The organism is Desnuesiella massiliensis, from assembly GCF_001403615.1.
Lineage (GTDB): Bacteria > Bacillota > Clostridia > Clostridiales > Clostridiaceae > Desnuesiella > Desnuesiella massiliensis.
Window position 1 is genome coordinate 846,751 of record NZ_LN879457.1, and the last position, 18,547, is coordinate 865,297.

At 29.9% G+C, this 18,547-nt stretch carries 18 protein-coding genes; 16 read left to right on the forward strand and 2 right to left on the reverse strand.

The features are described from left to right. The first annotated feature begins 46 nt into the window (after nt 1-46). The 8 genes from BN2665_RS21895 to BN2665_RS21930 all read left to right on the forward strand — a co-directional run bounded on the left by BN2665_RS21895 (nt 47) and on the right by BN2665_RS21930 (nt 8,670). A complete protein-coding gene (locus BN2665_RS21895) occupies nt 47-1,393 on the forward strand; it encodes a PTS transporter subunit EIIC (protein WP_055669220.1) in 1,347 nt (448 codons plus the stop codon). Nucleotides 1,394-1,606: 213 nt separating this feature from the next. Then, nucleotides 1,607-2,683 carry a DUF871 domain-containing protein gene (locus BN2665_RS21900; protein WP_055669221.1) on the forward strand — a complete coding sequence of 359 codons (1,077 nt, stop codon included), beginning with the start codon at nt 1,607-1,609 and terminating at the stop codon, nt 2,681-2,683. Nucleotides 2,684-2,885: 202 nt separating this feature from the next. Further along, nucleotides 2,886-4,031, forward strand: coding sequence for a tetratricopeptide repeat protein (locus BN2665_RS21905; RefSeq protein ID WP_055669222.1), 1,146 nt, complete (start codon nt 2,886-2,888; stop codon nt 4,029-4,031). Between the two features lie 24 nt (nt 4,032-4,055). After that, nucleotides 4,056-5,210 (forward strand): J domain-containing protein, encoded by a 1,155-nt coding sequence (locus tag BN2665_RS21910; protein ID WP_055669223.1) that lies wholly within the window; start codon nt 4,056-4,058, stop codon nt 5,208-5,210. A 41-nt stretch (nt 5,211-5,251) separates the two neighbouring features. Then, nucleotides 5,252-5,581 (forward strand): nucleotide exchange factor GrpE, encoded by a 330-nt coding sequence (locus BN2665_RS21915; RefSeq protein ID WP_055669224.1) that lies wholly within the window; start codon nt 5,252-5,254, stop codon nt 5,579-5,581. Between the two features lie 9 nt (nt 5,582-5,590). Next, nucleotides 5,591-7,327, forward strand: coding sequence for an Hsp70 family protein (locus BN2665_RS21920; RefSeq protein ID WP_055669225.1), 1,737 nt, complete (start codon nt 5,591-5,593; stop codon nt 7,325-7,327). Nucleotides 7,328-7,413: 86 nt separating this feature from the next. Further along, the gene (locus tag BN2665_RS21925; RefSeq protein ID WP_055669226.1) at nt 7,414-8,121 is read left to right on the forward strand and encodes a DUF1266 domain-containing protein; all 708 of its coding nucleotides are present in this window, start codon (nt 7,414-7,416) and stop codon (nt 8,119-8,121) included. A 192-nt stretch (nt 8,122-8,313) separates the two neighbouring features. Then, entirely contained in the window at nt 8,314-8,670 is a 357-nt protein-coding gene (locus BN2665_RS21930) for a hypothetical protein (protein WP_055669227.1), read from the forward strand. A 47-nt stretch (nt 8,671-8,717) separates the two neighbouring features. Here the strand turns inward: BN2665_RS21930 and BN2665_RS21935 are convergent, their stop codons facing one another. Next, nucleotides 8,718-9,353: an FMN-dependent NADH-azoreductase gene (locus BN2665_RS21935; RefSeq protein ID WP_055669228.1), complete on the reverse strand. Its 636-nt coding sequence runs from the start codon at nt 9,351-9,353 to the stop codon at nt 8,718-8,720. 228 nt (nt 9,354-9,581) lie between these two features. Between BN2665_RS21935 and BN2665_RS21940 the strand changes: the two genes are divergently transcribed. The 8 genes from BN2665_RS21940 (at nt 9,582) to BN2665_RS21975 (ending at nt 17,847) form a co-directional block, all read left to right on the forward strand. Next, nucleotides 9,582-10,919, forward strand: a complete 1,338-nt coding sequence (locus tag BN2665_RS21940; RefSeq protein WP_055669229.1) for a TldD/PmbA family protein — start codon at nt 9,582-9,584, stop codon at nt 10,917-10,919. Nucleotides 10,920-10,945: 26 nt separating this feature from the next. Continuing rightward, nucleotides 10,946-12,172, forward strand: a complete 1,227-nt coding sequence (locus BN2665_RS21945; protein ID WP_055669230.1) for a metallopeptidase TldD-related protein — start codon at nt 10,946-10,948, stop codon at nt 12,170-12,172. A 249-nt stretch (nt 12,173-12,421) separates the two neighbouring features. Continuing rightward, a complete protein-coding gene (locus tag BN2665_RS21950; protein WP_055669231.1) occupies nt 12,422-13,678 on the forward strand; it encodes an MFS transporter in 1,257 nt (418 codons plus the stop codon). Nucleotides 13,679-13,745: 67 nt separating this feature from the next. Next, on the forward strand, nt 13,746-14,390 hold the full coding sequence (locus BN2665_RS21955) for a DNA-3-methyladenine glycosylase (RefSeq protein ID WP_055669232.1): 645 nt from the start codon (nt 13,746-13,748) through the stop codon (nt 14,388-14,390). A gap of 173 nt (nt 14,391-14,563) precedes the next feature. Further along, a complete protein-coding gene (gene tnpA, locus BN2665_RS21960) occupies nt 14,564-15,037 on the forward strand; it encodes an IS200/IS605 family transposase (RefSeq protein ID WP_055669233.1) in 474 nt (157 codons plus the stop codon). A gap of 273 nt (nt 15,038-15,310) precedes the next feature. After that, nucleotides 15,311-16,225, forward strand: coding sequence for a transposase (locus BN2665_RS21965; protein ID WP_055669234.1), 915 nt, complete (start codon nt 15,311-15,313; stop codon nt 16,223-16,225). Between the two features lie 62 nt (nt 16,226-16,287). After that, on the forward strand, nt 16,288-17,445 hold the full coding sequence (locus tag BN2665_RS21970; protein ID WP_055669235.1) for a sensor histidine kinase: 1,158 nt from the start codon (nt 16,288-16,290) through the stop codon (nt 17,443-17,445). Between the two features lie 27 nt (nt 17,446-17,472). Beyond that, on the forward strand, nt 17,473-17,847 hold the full coding sequence (locus BN2665_RS21975; protein WP_055669236.1) for a response regulator transcription factor: 375 nt from the start codon (nt 17,473-17,475) through the stop codon (nt 17,845-17,847). A gap of 18 nt (nt 17,848-17,865) precedes the next feature. Here BN2665_RS21975 and ispF read toward each other — a convergent pair whose 3' ends face one another. Then, entirely contained in the window at nt 17,866-18,354 is a 489-nt protein-coding gene (ispF, locus tag BN2665_RS21980) for a 2-C-methyl-D-erythritol 2,4-cyclodiphosphate synthase (protein WP_055669237.1), read from the reverse strand. Between the last annotated feature and the right edge of the window lie 193 nt (nt 18,355-18,547).

The following is an 18,547-nucleotide window of genomic DNA, read 5'->3' on the forward strand; positions in this document are numbered from 1 at the left end:
AAATATTTTATTATAGATTAAAACTATTTTTAAGGAGGTATTATTTATGGCTAATTCAGTGTCACCAAAGGAACTAGCTCAAAAGATCAACGATGTCATTGGCGGAAGATCTAATGTAACAGGCGTAGCTTATTGCATGACTCGTCTAAGATTAAACATCGTGGATAAGAAAAATATTAACATGGACACACTCAAGAAGATTGAAGGAGTAATGGGCGTGGTTGAGCAAGGAGACCAAGTTCAAATCATTCTAGGACCAGGAAGAGTTACTAAGGTTGCTAATGAATTTGGAGAAATCATCGGCCTAAAGGTTGGAGAAGTTGATGAGGCTCAAGTAAGAAGAGAAGAAATAAAAGCAAAAAATGCCACTCCATTCAAATTATTTTTAAAGAAATTATCTAATATTTTTATTCCATTAATACCAGCTTTTATTGCTTGCGGACTTGTTAAAGGTATCTTAAATATGATTGTAAAATTCAATCCTGCTTTTGCTGCTGGCCCAATAGCAGGTATACTAATTGTTGCTGGAGACGCAGTTTTCTATGGTTTAAACCTATTTGTTGGTGTTAACGCTGCTAAGGAGTTTGGTGGATCACCAATGCTTGGTGGTGTTATGGCCGCTATAGTTACTCATCCGTCTTTAGCTAACGTAACACTTATGAGCAGAAAATTAGTTCCAGGTAGAGGTGGAATTATTGCGGTATTATTAGTTGTTGCTTTCTCAAGCTGGCTTGAAAAGAAAATTAGAAAGATTATGCCAGATGTTATTGAATTGTTCATGACTCCACTTATAGTTGTTCTAGTATCAGCTTTTGTTGCTGTAATTGTGCTTCAACCTGCAGGAGGAGTTATATCTGATGCTATAGGTAATGCTACAAAAGCAGCCATATCTGGAGGAGGAGCATTTACAGGATTTATACTTGGAGGAACCTTCCTACCATTAGTTATGACAGGCTTACATCAAGGCTTAACTCCTATACATGCTGAATTATTAAAATCTGCAACCGGAAACTTATTGCTTCCAATACTAGCTATGGCAGGAGCAGGACAAATTGGAGCTTCTATTGCAGTATATGCTAAAACTAAGAATAAGAGATTAAAAAGAACTATTGCATCCGGATTACCTGTTGGATTAATGGGAATTGGAGAACCTTTAATATATGGTGTTACTTTACCATTAGGAAAACCGTTCATAGGCGCTTGCATAGGCGGAGCCTTTGGTGGTGCAGTTCAAGCATTCTTAAAAGTTGCTGCAACAAGTATGGGACTTTCTGGTTTACCATTAGCGCTAACAACAAATAAACCAGCTATGTTCCTAATAGGACTAGTAGTTGCCTATATAGCAGGATTTATCGCTACTTACTTACTAGGATTTGAAGATCCTCAAGAATAGGGGACGGTTCTTCAATAGTATTTGGGGACAGTTCTTAAATAAAAATGATTTAAAATAAAAATATTTGGGGACAGTTCTGAAATAGAACAGTCCCCTGTATTTTAGTTAGATTTAGGCATCGTAAAAAAATAGCTAGTCAAATATACGAGTAGACTGACTAGTTATTTTTTTGGAGATGTCTTATTTATAGAATTTTGATAAAGAGGTGTTAAAATGGGAAAAGGCATATCAGTTTTTCTTGGAATGGATCAAACTTTAGAAGAAAATTTATCTTATATAAATTATGCTAAAGAAAAAGGCTTTGATAGAATTTTTACTTCTTTGCATATTCCAGAAGCTAATTTTAAAGTGATCATTAAAGAATTTAATATATTAATAAGCGAAGCAAAAAAATTAAATATGGAGATCATAGCAGATATATCACCTTTAGGCTTTAAATTACTAAATCTTTCTTTAGAGGATTTAAAAGGAGTTAAAGAACTAGGTGTAAGTGTATTAAGAATAGATTTTGGATTTTCAGCAGAACAGATAGCGTCGTTTACAAGAAATCCTTATGGAATTAAAATTGAAATAAATGCAAGCACTGTAACAGAAAAATTTTTAATTGAATTTGAAGAAGCGAACCCAAATTTAAATAATTTTCAGGCTTGCCATAATTATTATCCTAGACTAAACACAGGTATATCCTTAGCTACCTTTAATAAGAAAAATGAAATGCTTAAAAAATATAATATTGAAATCTCTGCTTTTGTACCTTCCTTAGTGAATAAAAGAGGACCAGTATACGAAGGGCTCCCAACTATGGAAATACATAGATTTATGAAGCCTCACATTAGTGCAAAGCATTTATTTGCTTTAGGTATTCATAATGTATTCTTTGGAGATAGCATACCTTCAAAGGAAGAAATAGATCTTGTTGGAGGAATTCCGGAACAGGTTATAGAGTTAACCATAGAGAACTTCTCAAATTGCCCTATAGAAAATAGATTAATGTTTAATGATTTTCACAGCAATAGAAGCGATAGTGCAGAAGATGTAGTAAGATCCGCTGAATCAAGATTGCTCATGAAAAAAGGGGATGAGATAAAGCCCTTTAATACCGTAGAAAGAAAAGTGGGATATATAACTATTGATAATAAAGAATATTTGAGATACAGTGGAGAATTGCAAATCTGTAAAAAGAATTTGCCAGCAGATAAAAGGGTAAATGTGGTTGGTAAGGTTATTGAAGAAGAGAGATTCTTATTGGACTACATAGAGGATGAAACAAAATTTAGATTTAAAAAGTAATAGGAAATTCATGTTTTTCCCTCTCAACATTAGTTGAGCGGGATTTTTTTTATCTAAAAAATTGAAGGAGTAAAAAAATATCATAAATAATTTAATGGTTTTTTATATAACTTAAGAAAAGGTTGGTATTGGACGATACATAAAGATGGAAGACATTTGTAAGAAACTAAGAATATACTTTCTTAAAAGGAGGAAGGAATGATTGTCTAGTGTAATTATAATAGCGCTTATATATCTATTATTAATGACAATATTCAGGAGTGTAAATATATGTTTTAACTCCTATAAATTATATAAAGCTTATGGTTATAAAGAAATATCTTGTATTAAGTTGTTGCCAATATTTAAAAATGAATATTTAAAAAAGTATGATAAAGCTATTAGTAAATTATATAAGATTATTGAAAATACTAACAAAGAATTAGAGTTGTGCTATATACATATGGGAAGCTTATTTGAGAATATGGGAAATTTATATGGAGCTTCAGAAAATTTTGAAAAAGCTTTAGAGATAAATAATTATAATAAAGAGCTTATATATAAAATAGATAGGGTAAATTACAACATTGCAAGTACACTAATTTATGAAGGTAAGGCACAAGAAGCATTGGACTTTTTATTAAAAGTCTCACATCATGAAGAAGGAAGAAGTACAAGCAGCACATTAAACAATATAAGCTGGGCCTACAATGAAATAAAGGATTATGAACATTCACTGGAATATAGCAACTATGGTTTAGAAAAAGAAGAAGATGACTACTACCTTCTAACAAATAAGGGAAATGCTCTATTTGGCTTAGAAAGAAATGAAGAAGCATTAGAAGCTTACAACAAAGCCATAGAGCTAGCACCAGAGGATTATCCCTTTGGATGGTATGGTAGGGGGATTACTAATTATTGCTTAGGTAATTATGAAGAGGGAGAAAAAGCTTTCAAAAAATATTTAGAGATAAAAGAGGAGAAAGATGGATATTATTATCTGTTAAAATGCTTGCACGAACAAAGTAAATTTGATGAAAAGATAGAAGTAATCGATCGCTTTATAGAAAGTCGTTGCGACCTGCCTTGGTCTTATAATATAAAAGGTGATACTTTATGTTTTTTAAACAAATTTCATAAAGCTATAGAATGCTTTGACAAGGCTATAGAATTGGAGCCAGAATATGCAGATGCTTATTATAATAAATGCAGAATTTTTTGTGATTTTAATGTGATAGATGGAGCACTGAGCATGCTAAAAAAAGCAGTGGAGTTTGACAGAAGGTATATAGAAGTAGCAAGTGAAGATGAGCTTTTAAATAAGATAAGAGTATACAGAGAATACTATGACATTGTTAATTTAAAATAAGTTTTATTTTTGAGGTGAGAAAATTTGGAGAATTTATATGATATATTGGAAATTGACCTTTCTTCAGATGAAAAAGAGATAAAAAAAGCTTATGTAAAAATGGTAAGAAAATATCCTCCAGAAAAGGCTCCAGAGGAATTTAAAAAGATAAGAAAGGCTTTTGAAATACTGATAGATCCTACCTCTAGAGCTGAATATTTAGCAAGACTGAAGTATGGGGATGAAATTGATGATTTAGAGAAAAATGCAGATGAAGCAATGGAGTATGGTGAGTATGACAAAGCCATTACAGCATATAAAAAAATATTAATCATAGAGCCTAATATGAATCTTATAAAAAACAAATTAGCTTTAGCTATGATTTATAATGAACAAATAGATGAGGGAATAGAGCAATTAAAAAAGCTAGTAGAAAGTAATCCCAATGATTCTATGTATATAGGAAATTTAGCTTATGGTTATAAGCAAAAAAATGACTTAAATAGAGCAGAAGAGCATTATATCAGAGCATTATCAATAGATGGCCATGATGAAATTAATCTCTCAACATTGATAAATATATATATGGATAAAAAAGAATATCATAAGGCAATAAGTTACCTAGATAATAATATCAATTCTAATAAAACTGAAGATTTTAGAGAATTTATATATTATTACGAGAAGATCAGGGTTTATACCTATGAAAATAAACCAGAAGAAATTAAACAAGTTATTTTTCAGATGAAAAATTTAATGCCTAAAGATGAAGAAATCAATAGCTATGTGATGTGGAGGTTCTATACCTTGGCAAATAGTCTATATAAAAATGGAATGTTTAATTTAGGGGAAATTATAACTGCAAGCACACTGGAACTTTATGGAGAGAATCCAAGCATTATTAATTTATATGATGAATGTAAAGAATTGAGTATGTTAAATGAAGAGTTTCAGCGTTTATGCAGTGATAGCAGGATAATTGAAGTTCTAAAATCCCCTATATACTATTATTTATACAGATTTACCATGTCCTATGAGGAATATGAAAAAGGGTTTGAACAAATGTTAAAGGAAGTTAAAGAAAATATAAAATCTAACAGAAAATCAATGATCAAATCTGTGAAAATATTAAAAGAGGAGTATTATCAATTATATACTCTGAAAAAAGATTTATATGATGATATATGTGAGAGCAGCTAATAGATAGGCATAATTGAAGAAGCTTAGAAAGGAGAGAATTTATGAGTTTAAATGAGGATAAAGTAATAAAAGAATTAATATTAATTTTAGATGAAATTGATAATATATATAGATTTGCAATTAGTAGTAAAAATGATTTATTGCTAAATAATTTTGATAGCGCATTAAAAAATATAAAAAAACATCTAGATGAACTGGGCATAGAAAGCATATATCCCATTGGTGAAATTTTTGATAATAGACTTCATGAATGTGTACAAACCGTGGAAGATTGTTCTAAAAAACAGTATGAAATTGTGGATATTATTAAACGAGGATATAAGCATAATGGTAAAGTAATTAGACCAGCCTATGTGGTAGCTGTGAAATAGGAGGTTAAAATGAAAATAATAGGAATTGATTTAGGTACTACTACAAGTGAAATAGCCTATATAAAGGATGGAAAGCCAGAGATAATATGTAATTTGGAAGATAAAAGAATCACTCCATCAGTGATAGGGGTAACAGATGATGGCGAGTACATAGTAGGAGAATTTGCTAAAAGACAAATTGCCTTAAAACCAGATAAGACTGTTAGTGAAGTTAAAGCGTTGATTGGCACCAATGAAAAAGTGCTTTTGGGCGGAAAAAATTATTTTCCTCAAGAATTATCAGCTATATTACTTAAGCATTTAAAGTCAGCTGCAGAAAAACATTTAAATGAAGAGGTTGAAGGAGCTGTAATAACAGTACCAGCTAATTTTAACTCTTTGCAGAGACAAGCTACTAAAATAGCTGGAGAATTAGCAGGTTTTAAAGTAGAAAGAATTATAAATGAGCCTACGGCAGCAGCTATGGCTTATGGTTTGAATAATTTAGAAAATGATGAAAAGGTATTAGTATACGATTTGGGCGGCGGAACCTTTGATGTATCCGTTTTAGAGCTATTTTCAGGTATATTAGATGTAAAGGCAAGCAGGGGTAATAATAAGCTGGGTGGAAAAGATTTTGACCAAAGAATAATTGATTACATAGTAGAGGATTTTGAAAAGAATTATCATATAGATCTATCTGCTAATGTAGGTGCCATGGCTAGAATAAAAGAAGCTTCTGAGAAGGCAAAAATTGAGCTTTCAAATTCAGAAATAACAGAAATTAATCTTCCTTTTATAGCTATCGATGAAAACCAAAATCCTATAGGGATAAATTTAGTTTTAACAAGAAACAAGATGGAAGAATTAATAGAAGACTTAGTTAATTCTACAGAAATAACTATCAATGAAGCATTAGAGGCTTCTGGATATGCAGATGAAGATATTAACGTAGTATTAGCTGTTGGCGGTTCCAGTAAAATGTTTTGTGTAAGAAATTTATTGCAAAAAAGATTTGGAAATAAAGTTAGATTTGATATAAATCCAGATGAAGCAGTAGCTTTGGGAGCAGCGGTCCAAGCTGGTATTATAAAAGATGAAATAAATTCAGAAGATAGTTTAATAGTTACAGATAATTGCCAATATACTTTGGGAATAAGCGTTATAGAGCATGGAAACTATGGAAGAGTGTATGATGGTGTTTTTGATCCCTTGATTAAAAGAGATACAAAAATACCCTGCACAGTTAAGAAAACTTATTATACAAGCTATGATTATCAAACTCAAATAAGTATAGAAGTATATGAAGGCATATCTAGATTAGTTAAAGAAAATACTCTTATAGGCAGTGTCATTTTAGATGGCATACCTAGCGCTCTTAGTGGACAAGAACCTGTTGATATAACTTTTTCTTATAATTTAAACGGTATATTAGAAGTTCGGGGACAGGTCATTAGTACTGGAAAATATGCTTCTGCTACTTTTGACTTAAAGGGATTAAAAGATAGCCATTTAGCTATACCAGATTTTAATATTAATAGTAGCAATAATACTGGAAAAGATGCTTGGAAGAACTATAAGCTAGCCAAAGAGGTTCAATTATCAATTGAGCTTGCTGAAAAGAAATTAGAAGTTTTAAGTGTAGATGAAAAAATTGATATAGGACTTGTGTTAAACAAGTTAAAGCAAGCAGTAATTGATAATGATATAGAATTAGTTAAGGAATATGATAAGAAGTTAACTGATATGATATTTAATTTAGGATAAAAGGGACAGGGCATTAAAAAAAATAAATGATGGTGTAAATTGTATAATAAAAACTATGAAAATATAATAAATATAGGAGTGATTTTATGAATAAATTTAAAAAATTAACTTTGATAGTAGCAGTTTGTATATTAAGTTTAGCATTTTTTGTAGCATGCGATACCAACAAGAACAAGGAAGATAAAGAAAAACAAAACCAAAAGCAAAACTCTTTAGCTTATGGCAGTATCCTATCTACACGAAACAATATATCTTTTACAACTCTAAAAACACAAACTTCAGGTCTTAAAGAGATGTTAAAAGATTTTTGGGATATAGATGATAAGAGCACTGCAATAGATACCTTAAATTGGCTTGTGGAGGAAGGACATAGAACTGATGCTGATGAAGTGCTTGCCGTAATTAAAAGTGGTGATGCAGTTTCTAATAAACAATTAAAGAGCGCTGTTGACTTGTGTAACAAAGCAACTTCAACTATGAAGCTTAAATTGAATTTTACAGATGAAATGTTTAAAAATGTTAAGACAACAACAGCATGGGATTCAGATAGATTAGTTAATGTTGCTAGGTGGTGCTATTCAGCTGACTACATAACTGAAGAAGAAGCTTGGGATTATATAGAAAAGGCTGTAGCTATGACTAAATCATCCTTGAATTCTTGGGAGGAATATTATATATCTTTTGCATATGGTCGTGCTATAGCTTATGAAGGCGATATAGACGAGATTATAGAAGCAGGAGAAACACTATTTAAAAAGAAAGATAGTATTCTAAAAAAGGTTGCATTTAAGTAGAAGTAGCCATGATGATCTATGTAAAGTTAAGTAAGAGCTATTAAAAAAGAGTATATTTAAATGGTGAAGCGCAAACTTGCAAAGTATATCTATTTAAAATTAAAAATGAATATAAGGTAATTATTAGTATGTATTCATAACAAGGACTCTACACAAAATAATAATGATATTTATTTGTGAGGAGGTTTTGTAATGAATAAAAGTAGCAAGAGAGAAAATGAAAGCAGAATTGAACAGTTAATAGATGTAGTAGAAAAGCATGCAAGAACAGAAAGACACTTAGAGCAATACTCTGATATATCATCACCAGAGAATATAGCTAACGCTGAAAAAGTTCAAAAGCAAAGAGAAGAAGAAATAAATACGCTAAAAAATCTAGTAGCCTACGGAGATGATTATTATAACGATGATGTAGAAAATTTAAAAGGAAACTATGAAAAAACTAAAGAGTATATGCACTACAATGCCAGCCATATGAGCAATAAAGATTTAAATAATTTAGAAGAAAAACAGAAAAATAGAAAAGAGCAGTTAGATATATTAGATTAAGATGGGGACGGTTCATAAAACTGTATGTTTTATGAACCGTCCCTTTATTAAAAGTTATTAATTACACTTTTTACTTTTTCTAAGGCTGCATTTTTTGAGGCTTCGGCTTGTTCTTTTGAAATATTTGTACCTTCAATGAATATAGAATTAATCTTTTCAATTCCTAGGAATTGAGCAACGGTTTTAATATATCTGTGGCCCATTTCCATTTCAGCAGCAGGACCTGAAGAATAAAACCCTCCACTAGATTGAATATGGAGAAGAGACTTATTTTTTAATAAACCTACAGGACCGTTTTCAGTATATTTAAAGGTTTTTCCAGCTATACATATGCTATCAATATAAGCCTTCATTTTGGGAGGTACAGTAAAATTCCATAAAGGTGATACAAAAATATATTTATCAGCATTAATAAATTGCTCAAGTAATTGGTTTAATTGGCTAACCTTACTTTTTTCATTTTCCTTTAGTTCAGAGAAATTAAGGCCAATCCCTAATTTGACCCATGCATTAAATACATCTTCGTCTATTAATGGAATTTCCATATTGTATAAATCTAATGTTACAACTTCATCTTCTGGATGAGCTTTTTTATATTCTTCTAAAAATGATGTGCCAATTGATAGTGAATATGAGTTTTCTTCAGACTTTGGGTTTGCGAAAATATATAGTACTTTATTCATAAAAAATTCCTTTCTTAATCATACATTATTACTTTAAATTATTAACTAACTTTATACAAGTATAATATATTACTATTATAAGTTTGTCAATAGATGATAAAGAAAATTAATATCAATAAATAAATCTGAATATTTTTAAAAATAAAAATATATATATTTACAGATGAAGAAATATACGTTAAAATAAATTTAACGAGAAATAATTTTTATAAAAGGGAGGAAGTAAATGTGTTTAGTTTTCCTAAAAATTTATACACTGATGTGAGAATAGAGGAAGTATTTGAAGGCAAAATTTCTTATTTAAATGGCAGCATTGAAGAAAATAAGGTAAGGAACTATACAGGGGCATTCATAAGAATTTATGATGGAGAAAAGTGGTATTATTGTTCTACTTCAGATGTAGATAATATACAAAAGGAAATAGAGCAATTATCTTTAATGGCCAAGCCTTCAGAAAAGATTTATGATAATGAAATAGTGAAAAAACTTCAAGTGAATGAAGGAGAATATTTAGTATTTCAAAAGGATTCTATTAGGAATATAAACAAAGAGGAAAAAGAAAATATTCTTAAAGATTTATTCCCAGTAGTTACTTCAAAAAAAGAAGTTAAAATGTGGAAGGCTCAGTACCTAGAGACCTTAAAAATAAAAAGCTTTTACTCAAGTAAAGGAAGTAATGTAAAACATGATTATCAATCAGTAGCTGTTGCATTAAGCTTTTCCTTAGCAGATGGAGAGAAGACGTTTGATGGGAATTTTCAAAAGGCTTCTAACTTTTTTAAAGACATAGTTAACGAGAAAGAAAACCTAGAAAAAAGGCTTGATGAAAGTATATATTTTATGAAAAGTGCTACAGAGATCAGCCCAGGTGAATATACAGTTGTTTTATCGCCTTTAGCAGCGGGAGTATTTGCTCATGAAAGCTTTGGACATAAGAGTGAAGCTGATTTCATGGTAGGAGATGAGACTATGAAAAGAGAATGGGCAATAGGAACTAAAGTAGGATCAGAAATATTATCCATAATAGATTCAGGAAATATAATGGGGTCAGGCTATGTACCTTATGATGATGAAGGTACAAAAGCCAGTAAGACTTATCTAATAGAAAAAGGAATATTAAAGGGGAGACTTCACAGCGGTTATACTGCAGCCTCTTTAGAAGAAGCAGTAACTGGAAATGCTAGAGCTATGAACTTTGAATATGAACCTATTGTTAGAATGACTACAACTTATATAGAACCTGGAAAGTACAGCAAAGAGGAGTTAATTTCCGAGGTACAAGAGGGATTGCTTATAGAAACTATAAATCATGGTTCTGGTATGTCCACGTTTACTCTTGCTCCAAGCCTAGCTTATAAAATAAAGGATGGAAAAATAAGTGATCCTGTAAAAATTTCAGTTATTACAGGAACGGTTTTTGATACTTTAAATAATATAGACGGATTATCTAATGAGTTAGAAATACTTGCATTCGCTACTGGCGGCTGTGGAAAAATGGAGCAATGGCCTCTAAACGTTGGTTTTGGTGGGCCTTATGTTAGAGTTAAAAATATGAATGTACAATAATAATTTTAGTTTTTATGGAGGTTAATATGATTAAAGAAGTTTTTCAAAACAGAGTAAAAGAAACATCCATTAATATATCCCAAACCTGTATAGAGTCGGTAAGGAAAAAGGATATCACAAAATCATCAATGAGAATATATGATAATGGGTGTATTGGTGTAGCTAGTGCTATTGGAAACTATGATGAAAATCAACTGGAACAAGAAGCAAAAGAAGCCTTATCTATGAGCATACCATATGAATATGAAATATCAAGCAATAAAAATCAATGTGTTGACAATAGAAAAGATATATTAAAAGAAGAGGAAGTTATAAGTGAGTTAGAAGAAGTACTATCAGTTTTAAGGATAGAGTATAAAGATTTTATATTTTCCAATAAGTTCAATTTAGTTGAGGTATATAATAAGCTTTCTAATACAAACGCTTTAAATTTAGAACACAGAGATAAATATATTTCCTGTGAAATAATATTAAAAGACAAAAACTCATCTAATTTATTTGATGCTTTTGCAGGATATAGCGGGAGAAATTACAGTAAAAAAGAATTACTTGCTTTAATTAATAAAGTATGTACAGCTTATAGAAATAAAGTTGAGCTGCCAAAGAGCAATAGGATACCTGTTATTTTTTCTGATAAAGATTTTTTGCCTTTTAGTAAGATAATTACTGAGCTTAATGGTTTAAAGTTTGGAAGCGGCACGTCTATTCTTTCATCTATGCTTAATAATAGAAAGTTTAATGAAGGGTTTTCATTTTATCAATCCTTAAATCCTGAGGACACCTTTTCTCCATTCTTTGATATGGAAGGATGCATAAATGAAGATTATAGATATGCACTTATTGAAAAGGGCTTTATAAAATCTCCGTACACTGATAAAAAAGTTTCTAGTATGTACAAGTTACCTTATACAGGAAGCGCTTTTGGAGAATACGACGGTGTACCTAAATTAGGATTTAATAGTTTTTCAGTAAAACCTAGCAATAAGACTGTGAAAGAATTGTTAGGAGGTCAGATGGGGATATTCGTTATGATAGCTTCTGGTGGAGATTTTACACCTGATGGTAAATTTGCTACACCTGTACAATTAGCATATTTATTTGACGGAGAGAAATTTATAGGTAAGCTTCCGGAACTGCAAATATCCTCAGATGTGTACAATATGTTTGGAGAAGGCTATCGAGGAGTATCACTAGATAAAATAACTAGCTTATCTAACGAAAGATATTTAGTTATGGACATGAATATTAATTAATAATTGGGGACAGTTCATATTTTAACAAATATAAACTGTCCCCAAATCTGTTTTGCTTTTAATTAAATCTGATATGATGGATTATAAATATAAAATAATATAGTAGTATAATTTTATTGAAGTTTTAAAATCAATAAAATATTACCAATCTGAATTGTAATCATAACAGCATAAGTAATTATTAAAACTGTATTAGTATAATTGATAGTAGGATATGGGTTTGATTTATATTAAAATAGGGGTGGAATTATGAGATTAAAAAAAAGACTCAGAAATAAGATAGACTTTTCTAGAAATGCATTGCTGTACCTGTGTGGCATTTGTTTTTTCTATATTTCCATGGGAGCCTTTAATATGCTACAAGGTATATACATAAAGGAGCTTAAGATAGATGAAGGTTTTTTAGGTTTAATTTTAAGTTTGAAAACCTTTGCTTTAGCATTCTTTTCAATACCTTGTGCTATCATTGTAAATAAAATTGGAAAGAAAAATGGAGTATTGCTCACGGTATTTTTAGTACCTCTTTTAGTAATTTTTCAGGCATTAAGCACAAATAAGTGGATAATACTTATGTTATCTGTACTTCAAGGAGGAGCTAATTCCTTTATGATGGTTTCAGAAGGACCATTTTTTATGGAAAATAGCAATTCTAAAAATAGATTAAAGCTTTTTAGCTATTCTTTTGCAGACAATGTATTTTCAACTATGATGGGATATTTTATTTTTGGACAGGTATCTGGGGGATTAAATAGCATTTTTGGAGATATATCTGGGTTAAGATATACTATGATTATATCAGGTTTAGTGGGATTGATCTCTTGCTTTTTTATATTTTTTATAAAGGATAAGAAGGCCTGTACTATTGAAGATAGGAGTACCTTTTTAAAAAATCTTGTTAAAATATCTAAGAAGAAATATCCTTTGAAATTTTTAATTTACAATTTAATTATTGGTTTTGGAGCGGGCCTGGTAGTACCTTATTTTAATGTTTATCTAAAGTACAAAGTAAACGCTAGTACAGAACAAGTAGGCTTTATAATGTCTTTAGCCCAAGGCGCAATGGGACTTGGAGGGTTAATTACTCCTTTTATGGCTGCTAAGTATGGAAGAATTAAGACTATAATTATGTGTCAGGTAGCTTCAATTCCATTTCTAATGCTTATTGCTTTACCTCCTAATATTATAGTTGTTACTATAGCATTATTCATGAGGAACGGATTAATGAATATGGCTGGCCCAGTTGTAGGAAATCTATCTATGGAACTGATTGATGAAGATGAGAGATCCATTTTTGCCAGTGTTAATAGCATTTCTAATAATTTGAGTAGGGCATTAAGTGCAATGGTAGGTGGATTTATAATGAATCATTTCGCTTATGGATATGAAGTTCCGTATTTTATAACAGCAATAATGTATGTTATTGCCACAGGGTTTTTCTATAATTCTTTTAAAGGATTTGATGCTAAAACTCAAGCAGCACATAATAATAAATTAGGATTAGTTTAAGGGACGGTTCATAATAAATTTATTATTGTATAAACTAATAGAAAATATAATATAAGGGATGAGTTTTATGCATAAACTAAAAAAATTAGATAGAGGCTTTTATAATAAAGATTCCATACAACTTTCAAAGGATTTGCTTGGGAAAATATTGGTGAGAGAGTTAGAAGGAGAAAAGCTTTATTTTAAAATTGTAGAAACGGAAGCTTACATGGGTATTACTGATAAAGCAGCCCATTCTTATGGAGGAAAATTTACTGAAAGGACCAAAGTGATGTTTGGTAAATGTGGAGTTGCTTATGTTTATATTATATATGGAATGTATAATTGCTTAAATGTTGTAGCTGCCGATGAAGGCAATCCACAGGCAGTTCTAATTAGAGCAGCGGAGCCAATTGAAGGCTTTGAGGTAATTAGCAGGCTTAGATATAATAAGGAATTTAGTGAGTTAACAAAAAAAGAAATTAGAAATATAGCAAATGGGCCAGGAAAGTTATGTAAGGCAGCTGATATAACTAAAAAAGATAACGGGACAGATCTATGTAATGATTTAATATATTTTTGTGATTTTAATGAAGAAGCTATATTTGATATTGTTTGTAGTAAAAGAATTAATATTGATTATGCAGAGGAAGCTAAAGATTACCTATGGAGATTCTATATAAAAGACAATAAATTTGTTTCAAAAATTGATAAGAACGAAGTAATATTATAATATATAAGTAGAGGATTGTCATAAAATGATAATCCTTTTTGTTGTTTTACGAATACCACCGGTTATACCGGTGGTTCTAAAATGCTTATAGCTATGAGTAGAAAAAATAAACCTCCTTTGATAATCTAAAGTTAGGTTCGCCAACCAAACAAAGAACAAAGGAGGTTATCCAAATGGATACAGAAAGTTTATCACATAGTAAGTGGAATTGCAAATATCATATAGTATTTGCTCCAAAGTATAGAAGGCAAGTTATATATGGAAAGGTAAAGAAGGATACAGGAAATATATTAAGGAAATTGTGTGAACATAAAGGTGTGGAGATAATAGAAGCAAATGCATGTGTAGATCACATTCATATGTTAGTTAGTATACCACCTAAGTTAAGTGTGTCGCAGTTTATGGGATATTTGAAAGGTAAAAGTTCACTTATGATATTTGATAGACATGCAAATCTGAAATATAAGTACGGAAACAGGCAGTTTTGGTGCCGTGGGTATTATGTAGATACAGTAGGAAGAAATAAAAAGGCAATACAAGAGTATATAAAAAACCAACTACAAGAAGATATAGCAGCTGACCAAATAAGTTTAAAGGAATTTATTGACCCGTTTACGGGTGAGTCAGAAGATAAAGGCAAAAAATAAACAGCCCCTTTAGGGGCAGCCTGAGAAAATATGCGGTTGGCGGACTATTCAGCGTGTCTTGAGACACGGCCAGTATCATGCCCTTATAGGGCTAGAGCATGCCACCCGTTTTACGGGTGGTCATGACTTATGCAATCATAGCTTTCATTTTATAGACTAATTATAATTGCGAACTGTCCCAAGGTGAATAGTATAAAGCATAATAGGCAATAACTCTAGATAAATATAAGCAAATATAAGTATAAATAAGTAGAGGTAGGAGGATTGTTTAAAGTGCCAAGAACAGCTAGAGTTAAATCCGCAAGCTTTATATATCATATAATTGTTAGAAGTATTAGTGAAATTGAACTATTTAAAGATGAGAATGATAAAATAAAATTTATATATTATTTAAAGCGATATAAAATAGAATTTAATTTTAAAATTTACGCTTATTGCCTAATGAATAATCATGTGCATTTAATTGTTGATGCCAATGGAGCTGATATATCAAAAATTATGCATGGGGTAAATCAAAGCTATGCCCAGTATTTTAATAGGAAATACAAAAGACATGGACATTTGTTTCAGGATCGCTTTAAAAGTAAAGTTGTAAATGATGAGCGATATCTTAAAGCATTAAGTATTTATATACATAATAACCCAACAGATATTGCTCAATATAAAGATACTCCAGAAAAATATAAATACTCAAGTTTAGGAATTTATCTTGGGCTAAGGGAAGATGATTTTAATATAGTAGAATATAGTTTTATTCTTGAGCTATTTGGTAATACAAAAAAAACAGCTAGAAAAAACTATGTTAAATTTATTTACAGAAATAAATCTATTAATTTAGATATCTATGAGAATAGCCGGGATGAAAATACTGAATTTCTAAACAAAGAGTTTCGAAAAATAATTTATAGAGATATTGAGATAAATAAAATACTTGATTTATTTTTATGTAAGATAAACATAAGTAAAAATGATTTCTTCAACTTTTCAAATAAAAATTACATTAATTATAGAGCAGTTTATATTTTAATGGCAAGAAATTTATGTCATGTTACTTTTGGTCGATTAAGTAGCCATTTAAATGATGTATCTCAATCTTATCTATCATATTTAAAATCTAAGGCTATAGATTTTATAAATAATAATAGATATAAGGATATCTATGATTACATGATTGGTTCATTTCAATGATCTTAAATTACTCTGATATAATTCTATAAGGTTTCAATCTATACTCTGAAGGGAGCGTAAGGATGAATAGAAGATACAAATTAAGTACTTTTTTAATTTTTTCTATAATTGTTGGTGTGTTTTATAGTGCTGATAAGATTAAATATTTTAATATTAGTATGGAGAATAATATAGTTAAAGAATTTATCATACTATTAGTGCTTATTGATATAATATTCTTATGGATGTTTGTGAAAAAGCATAATAAGAATACAATAAACTCAATAGGTAAAGTGTGTGAAGAGTTTAAAGAGATAGTAGAAACATTAGATTTTTCTAGAAGAATTGAATGCGAAGATAAAAAATTAGACGGAGTAGTGGTGAGTTTAAATCAGCAGCTAGATTTAATTGAAGGCTATTTGCATAAATGGGAAGAAAGGGAGAAGAATTATATAGAAATAAATAACAAGTTAAAAGAACTAGATAAGGTAAAAACAGATTTTCTATCTACAGTATCTCATGAATTGAGAACTCCTTTAACATCAATTTTAGGGTTTGCAAAAATAAGTAAAAAGAAAATAATTAAATTTAAAAGTAGTTTTACAAATGAAGGCAATAGTGAATTAGAGGAAAGTTTTGCGAAATTAGTGGATAAGGTTTTAGATAATAATGAAATAATTATTTTTGAGGGCGAAAGACTAACAAATATAATTAATAATTTACTTGATATAACTAAAATGGAGGCTGGTGCTGTAGATTGGAAAAAAGAAAATATAGAGATATCAGAAGTTATAAATAAAGCTATTTTATCATGTTATTCTTTAATTGAAAATAAACCTATAGAAATTCATGATAACATAGAGGAAAATTTGCCCTTGGTAGAGGGAGATAAGGATAAAATAATACAGGTCATAGTAAACTTAATTTCTAATGCTATAAAGTTTACTAATGAAGGTACTATATTATGTGAAGCTAGGCGAAATGGTAATGAATTACATATTAGTGTTACTGATACGGGAATAGGAATAGAGGAAGCTAATTATGGAGTGATCTTTGAAAGATTTAAACAAGTGGGAGATACTTTAATAAATAAGCCAAATGGGACAGGCTTAGGTTTATCTATATGCAAGACTATACTAGAACAGCATAAAGGGAGAATTTGGGTAGAAAGCAAGGTAGAAGTAGGCAGCAAATTTACTTTTAGTTTGCCGATTAATGAATTAAATAAAAATATTATTTAATAAACATAATTATTCTGAGGTGATAATTTGTATAAAATTCTTATTGTTGATGATGAAATAAATATAAGAGAGTTATTATATCAAAGTTTAGAAGAACTTGAGGAGGCTAATGTTCAAATTAAAATGGCTTCAAATGGTAAAGAAGCTCTTGATATAATTTATAAAGAACCACCAGATCTAATATACCTAGATATAATGTTGCCTGAAATAAATGGATATGATATATGCAAGCAATTAAAAAGTGATGAAAAATATAATGACATATACATTATTATGCTTACAGCTAAAGGCCAAGAATTTGATAAAAGAAAAGGAATCGAAGTAGGTGCTGATTTATACATAACAAAACCCTTTGACCCGGATTTTATTTTAAATAAAACTTATAAAATATTAAATATATAAAGGGACGGTTCTTAAATTTCATTTAAGAACCGTCCCTTTATTATTTATTAAGCAGATGGCTTGGCTTGAAATACCTTCACCTGAGCCTGTAAAGCCTAATCCTTCTTCAGTGGTAGCTTTAATATTGATTTTATCAGAATCAATTTCTAATACTTTTGAAATATTAGATATCATTTTTTCAATGAAAGGAGCCATTTTAGGCTTTTGAGCTATTATTGTAGCATCTATATTTTCAATGTAATATCCTTTGCTTGATAATAATGTATTTACTTGAGCTAATAAATCTAAACTAGAAATTCCTTTATATTTAGCTTGGTTATCAGGAAAGTGCCTGCCTATATCACCTAAAGCTGCAGCACCTAAGATTGAATCCATAATTGCATGAGTTAACACATCAGCATCAGAGTGACCGAGAAGACCTTTTTCATAAGGTATATCTACTCCGCCAATAATAAGCTTTCTTCCTTCTATCAATTTATGAACGTCATAACCTAATCCAATTCTCATGATTCTATAAATCACTCCTTAAATTTATAATTATTAATATATATTTCAAATTAAAGCTTTTTAATAAATCTAAATTTATAATAAAATATAGTAGTTAGCTATTTAGTACTATTTTCTTATATTAAGTATAAATAATCAATAGAAAAATAAATTTTCATTAAAAGCACTGTTTCTACATTACTTTAATATTTTA

Excerpts from the sequence above, each read along its gene's own strand:
- BN2665_RS21895 (WP_055669220.1), top strand. The coding sequence starts at position 47 with ATGGCTAATTCAGTGTCACCAAAGGAACTAGCTCAAAAGATCAACGAT.
- BN2665_RS21900 (WP_055669221.1), top strand. The coding sequence starts at position 1,607 with ATGGGAAAAGGCATATCAGTTTTTCTTGGAATGGATCAAACTTTAGAA.
- BN2665_RS21915 (WP_055669224.1), top strand. The coding sequence starts at position 5,252 with ATGAGTTTAAATGAGGATAAAGTAATAAAAGAATTAATATTAATTTTA.
- BN2665_RS21920 (WP_055669225.1), top strand. The coding sequence starts at position 5,591 with ATGAAAATAATAGGAATTGATTTAGGTACTACTACAAGTGAAATAGCC.
- BN2665_RS21925 (WP_055669226.1), top strand. The coding sequence starts at position 7,414 with ATGAATAAATTTAAAAAATTAACTTTGATAGTAGCAGTTTGTATATTA.
- BN2665_RS21930 (WP_055669227.1), top strand. The coding sequence starts at position 8,314 with ATGAATAAAAGTAGCAAGAGAGAAAATGAAAGCAGAATTGAACAGTTA.
- BN2665_RS21935 (WP_055669228.1), bottom strand. The coding sequence starts at position 9,353 with ATGAATAAAGTACTATATATTTTCGCAAACCCAAAGTCTGAAGAAAAC.
- BN2665_RS21945 (WP_055669230.1), top strand. The coding sequence starts at position 10,946 with ATGATTAAAGAAGTTTTTCAAAACAGAGTAAAAGAAACATCCATTAAT.
- BN2665_RS21950 (WP_055669231.1), top strand. The coding sequence starts at position 12,422 with ATGAGATTAAAAAAAAGACTCAGAAATAAGATAGACTTTTCTAGAAAT.
- BN2665_RS21955 (WP_055669232.1), top strand. The coding sequence starts at position 13,746 with ATGCATAAACTAAAAAAATTAGATAGAGGCTTTTATAATAAAGATTCC.
- tnpA (WP_055669233.1), top strand. The coding sequence starts at position 14,564 with ATGGATACAGAAAGTTTATCACATAGTAAGTGGAATTGCAAATATCAT.
- BN2665_RS21970 (WP_055669235.1), top strand. The coding sequence starts at position 16,288 with ATGAATAGAAGATACAAATTAAGTACTTTTTTAATTTTTTCTATAATT.
- ispF (WP_055669237.1), bottom strand. The coding sequence starts at position 18,354 with ATGAGAATTGGATTAGGTTATGACGTTCATAAATTGATAGAAGGAAGA.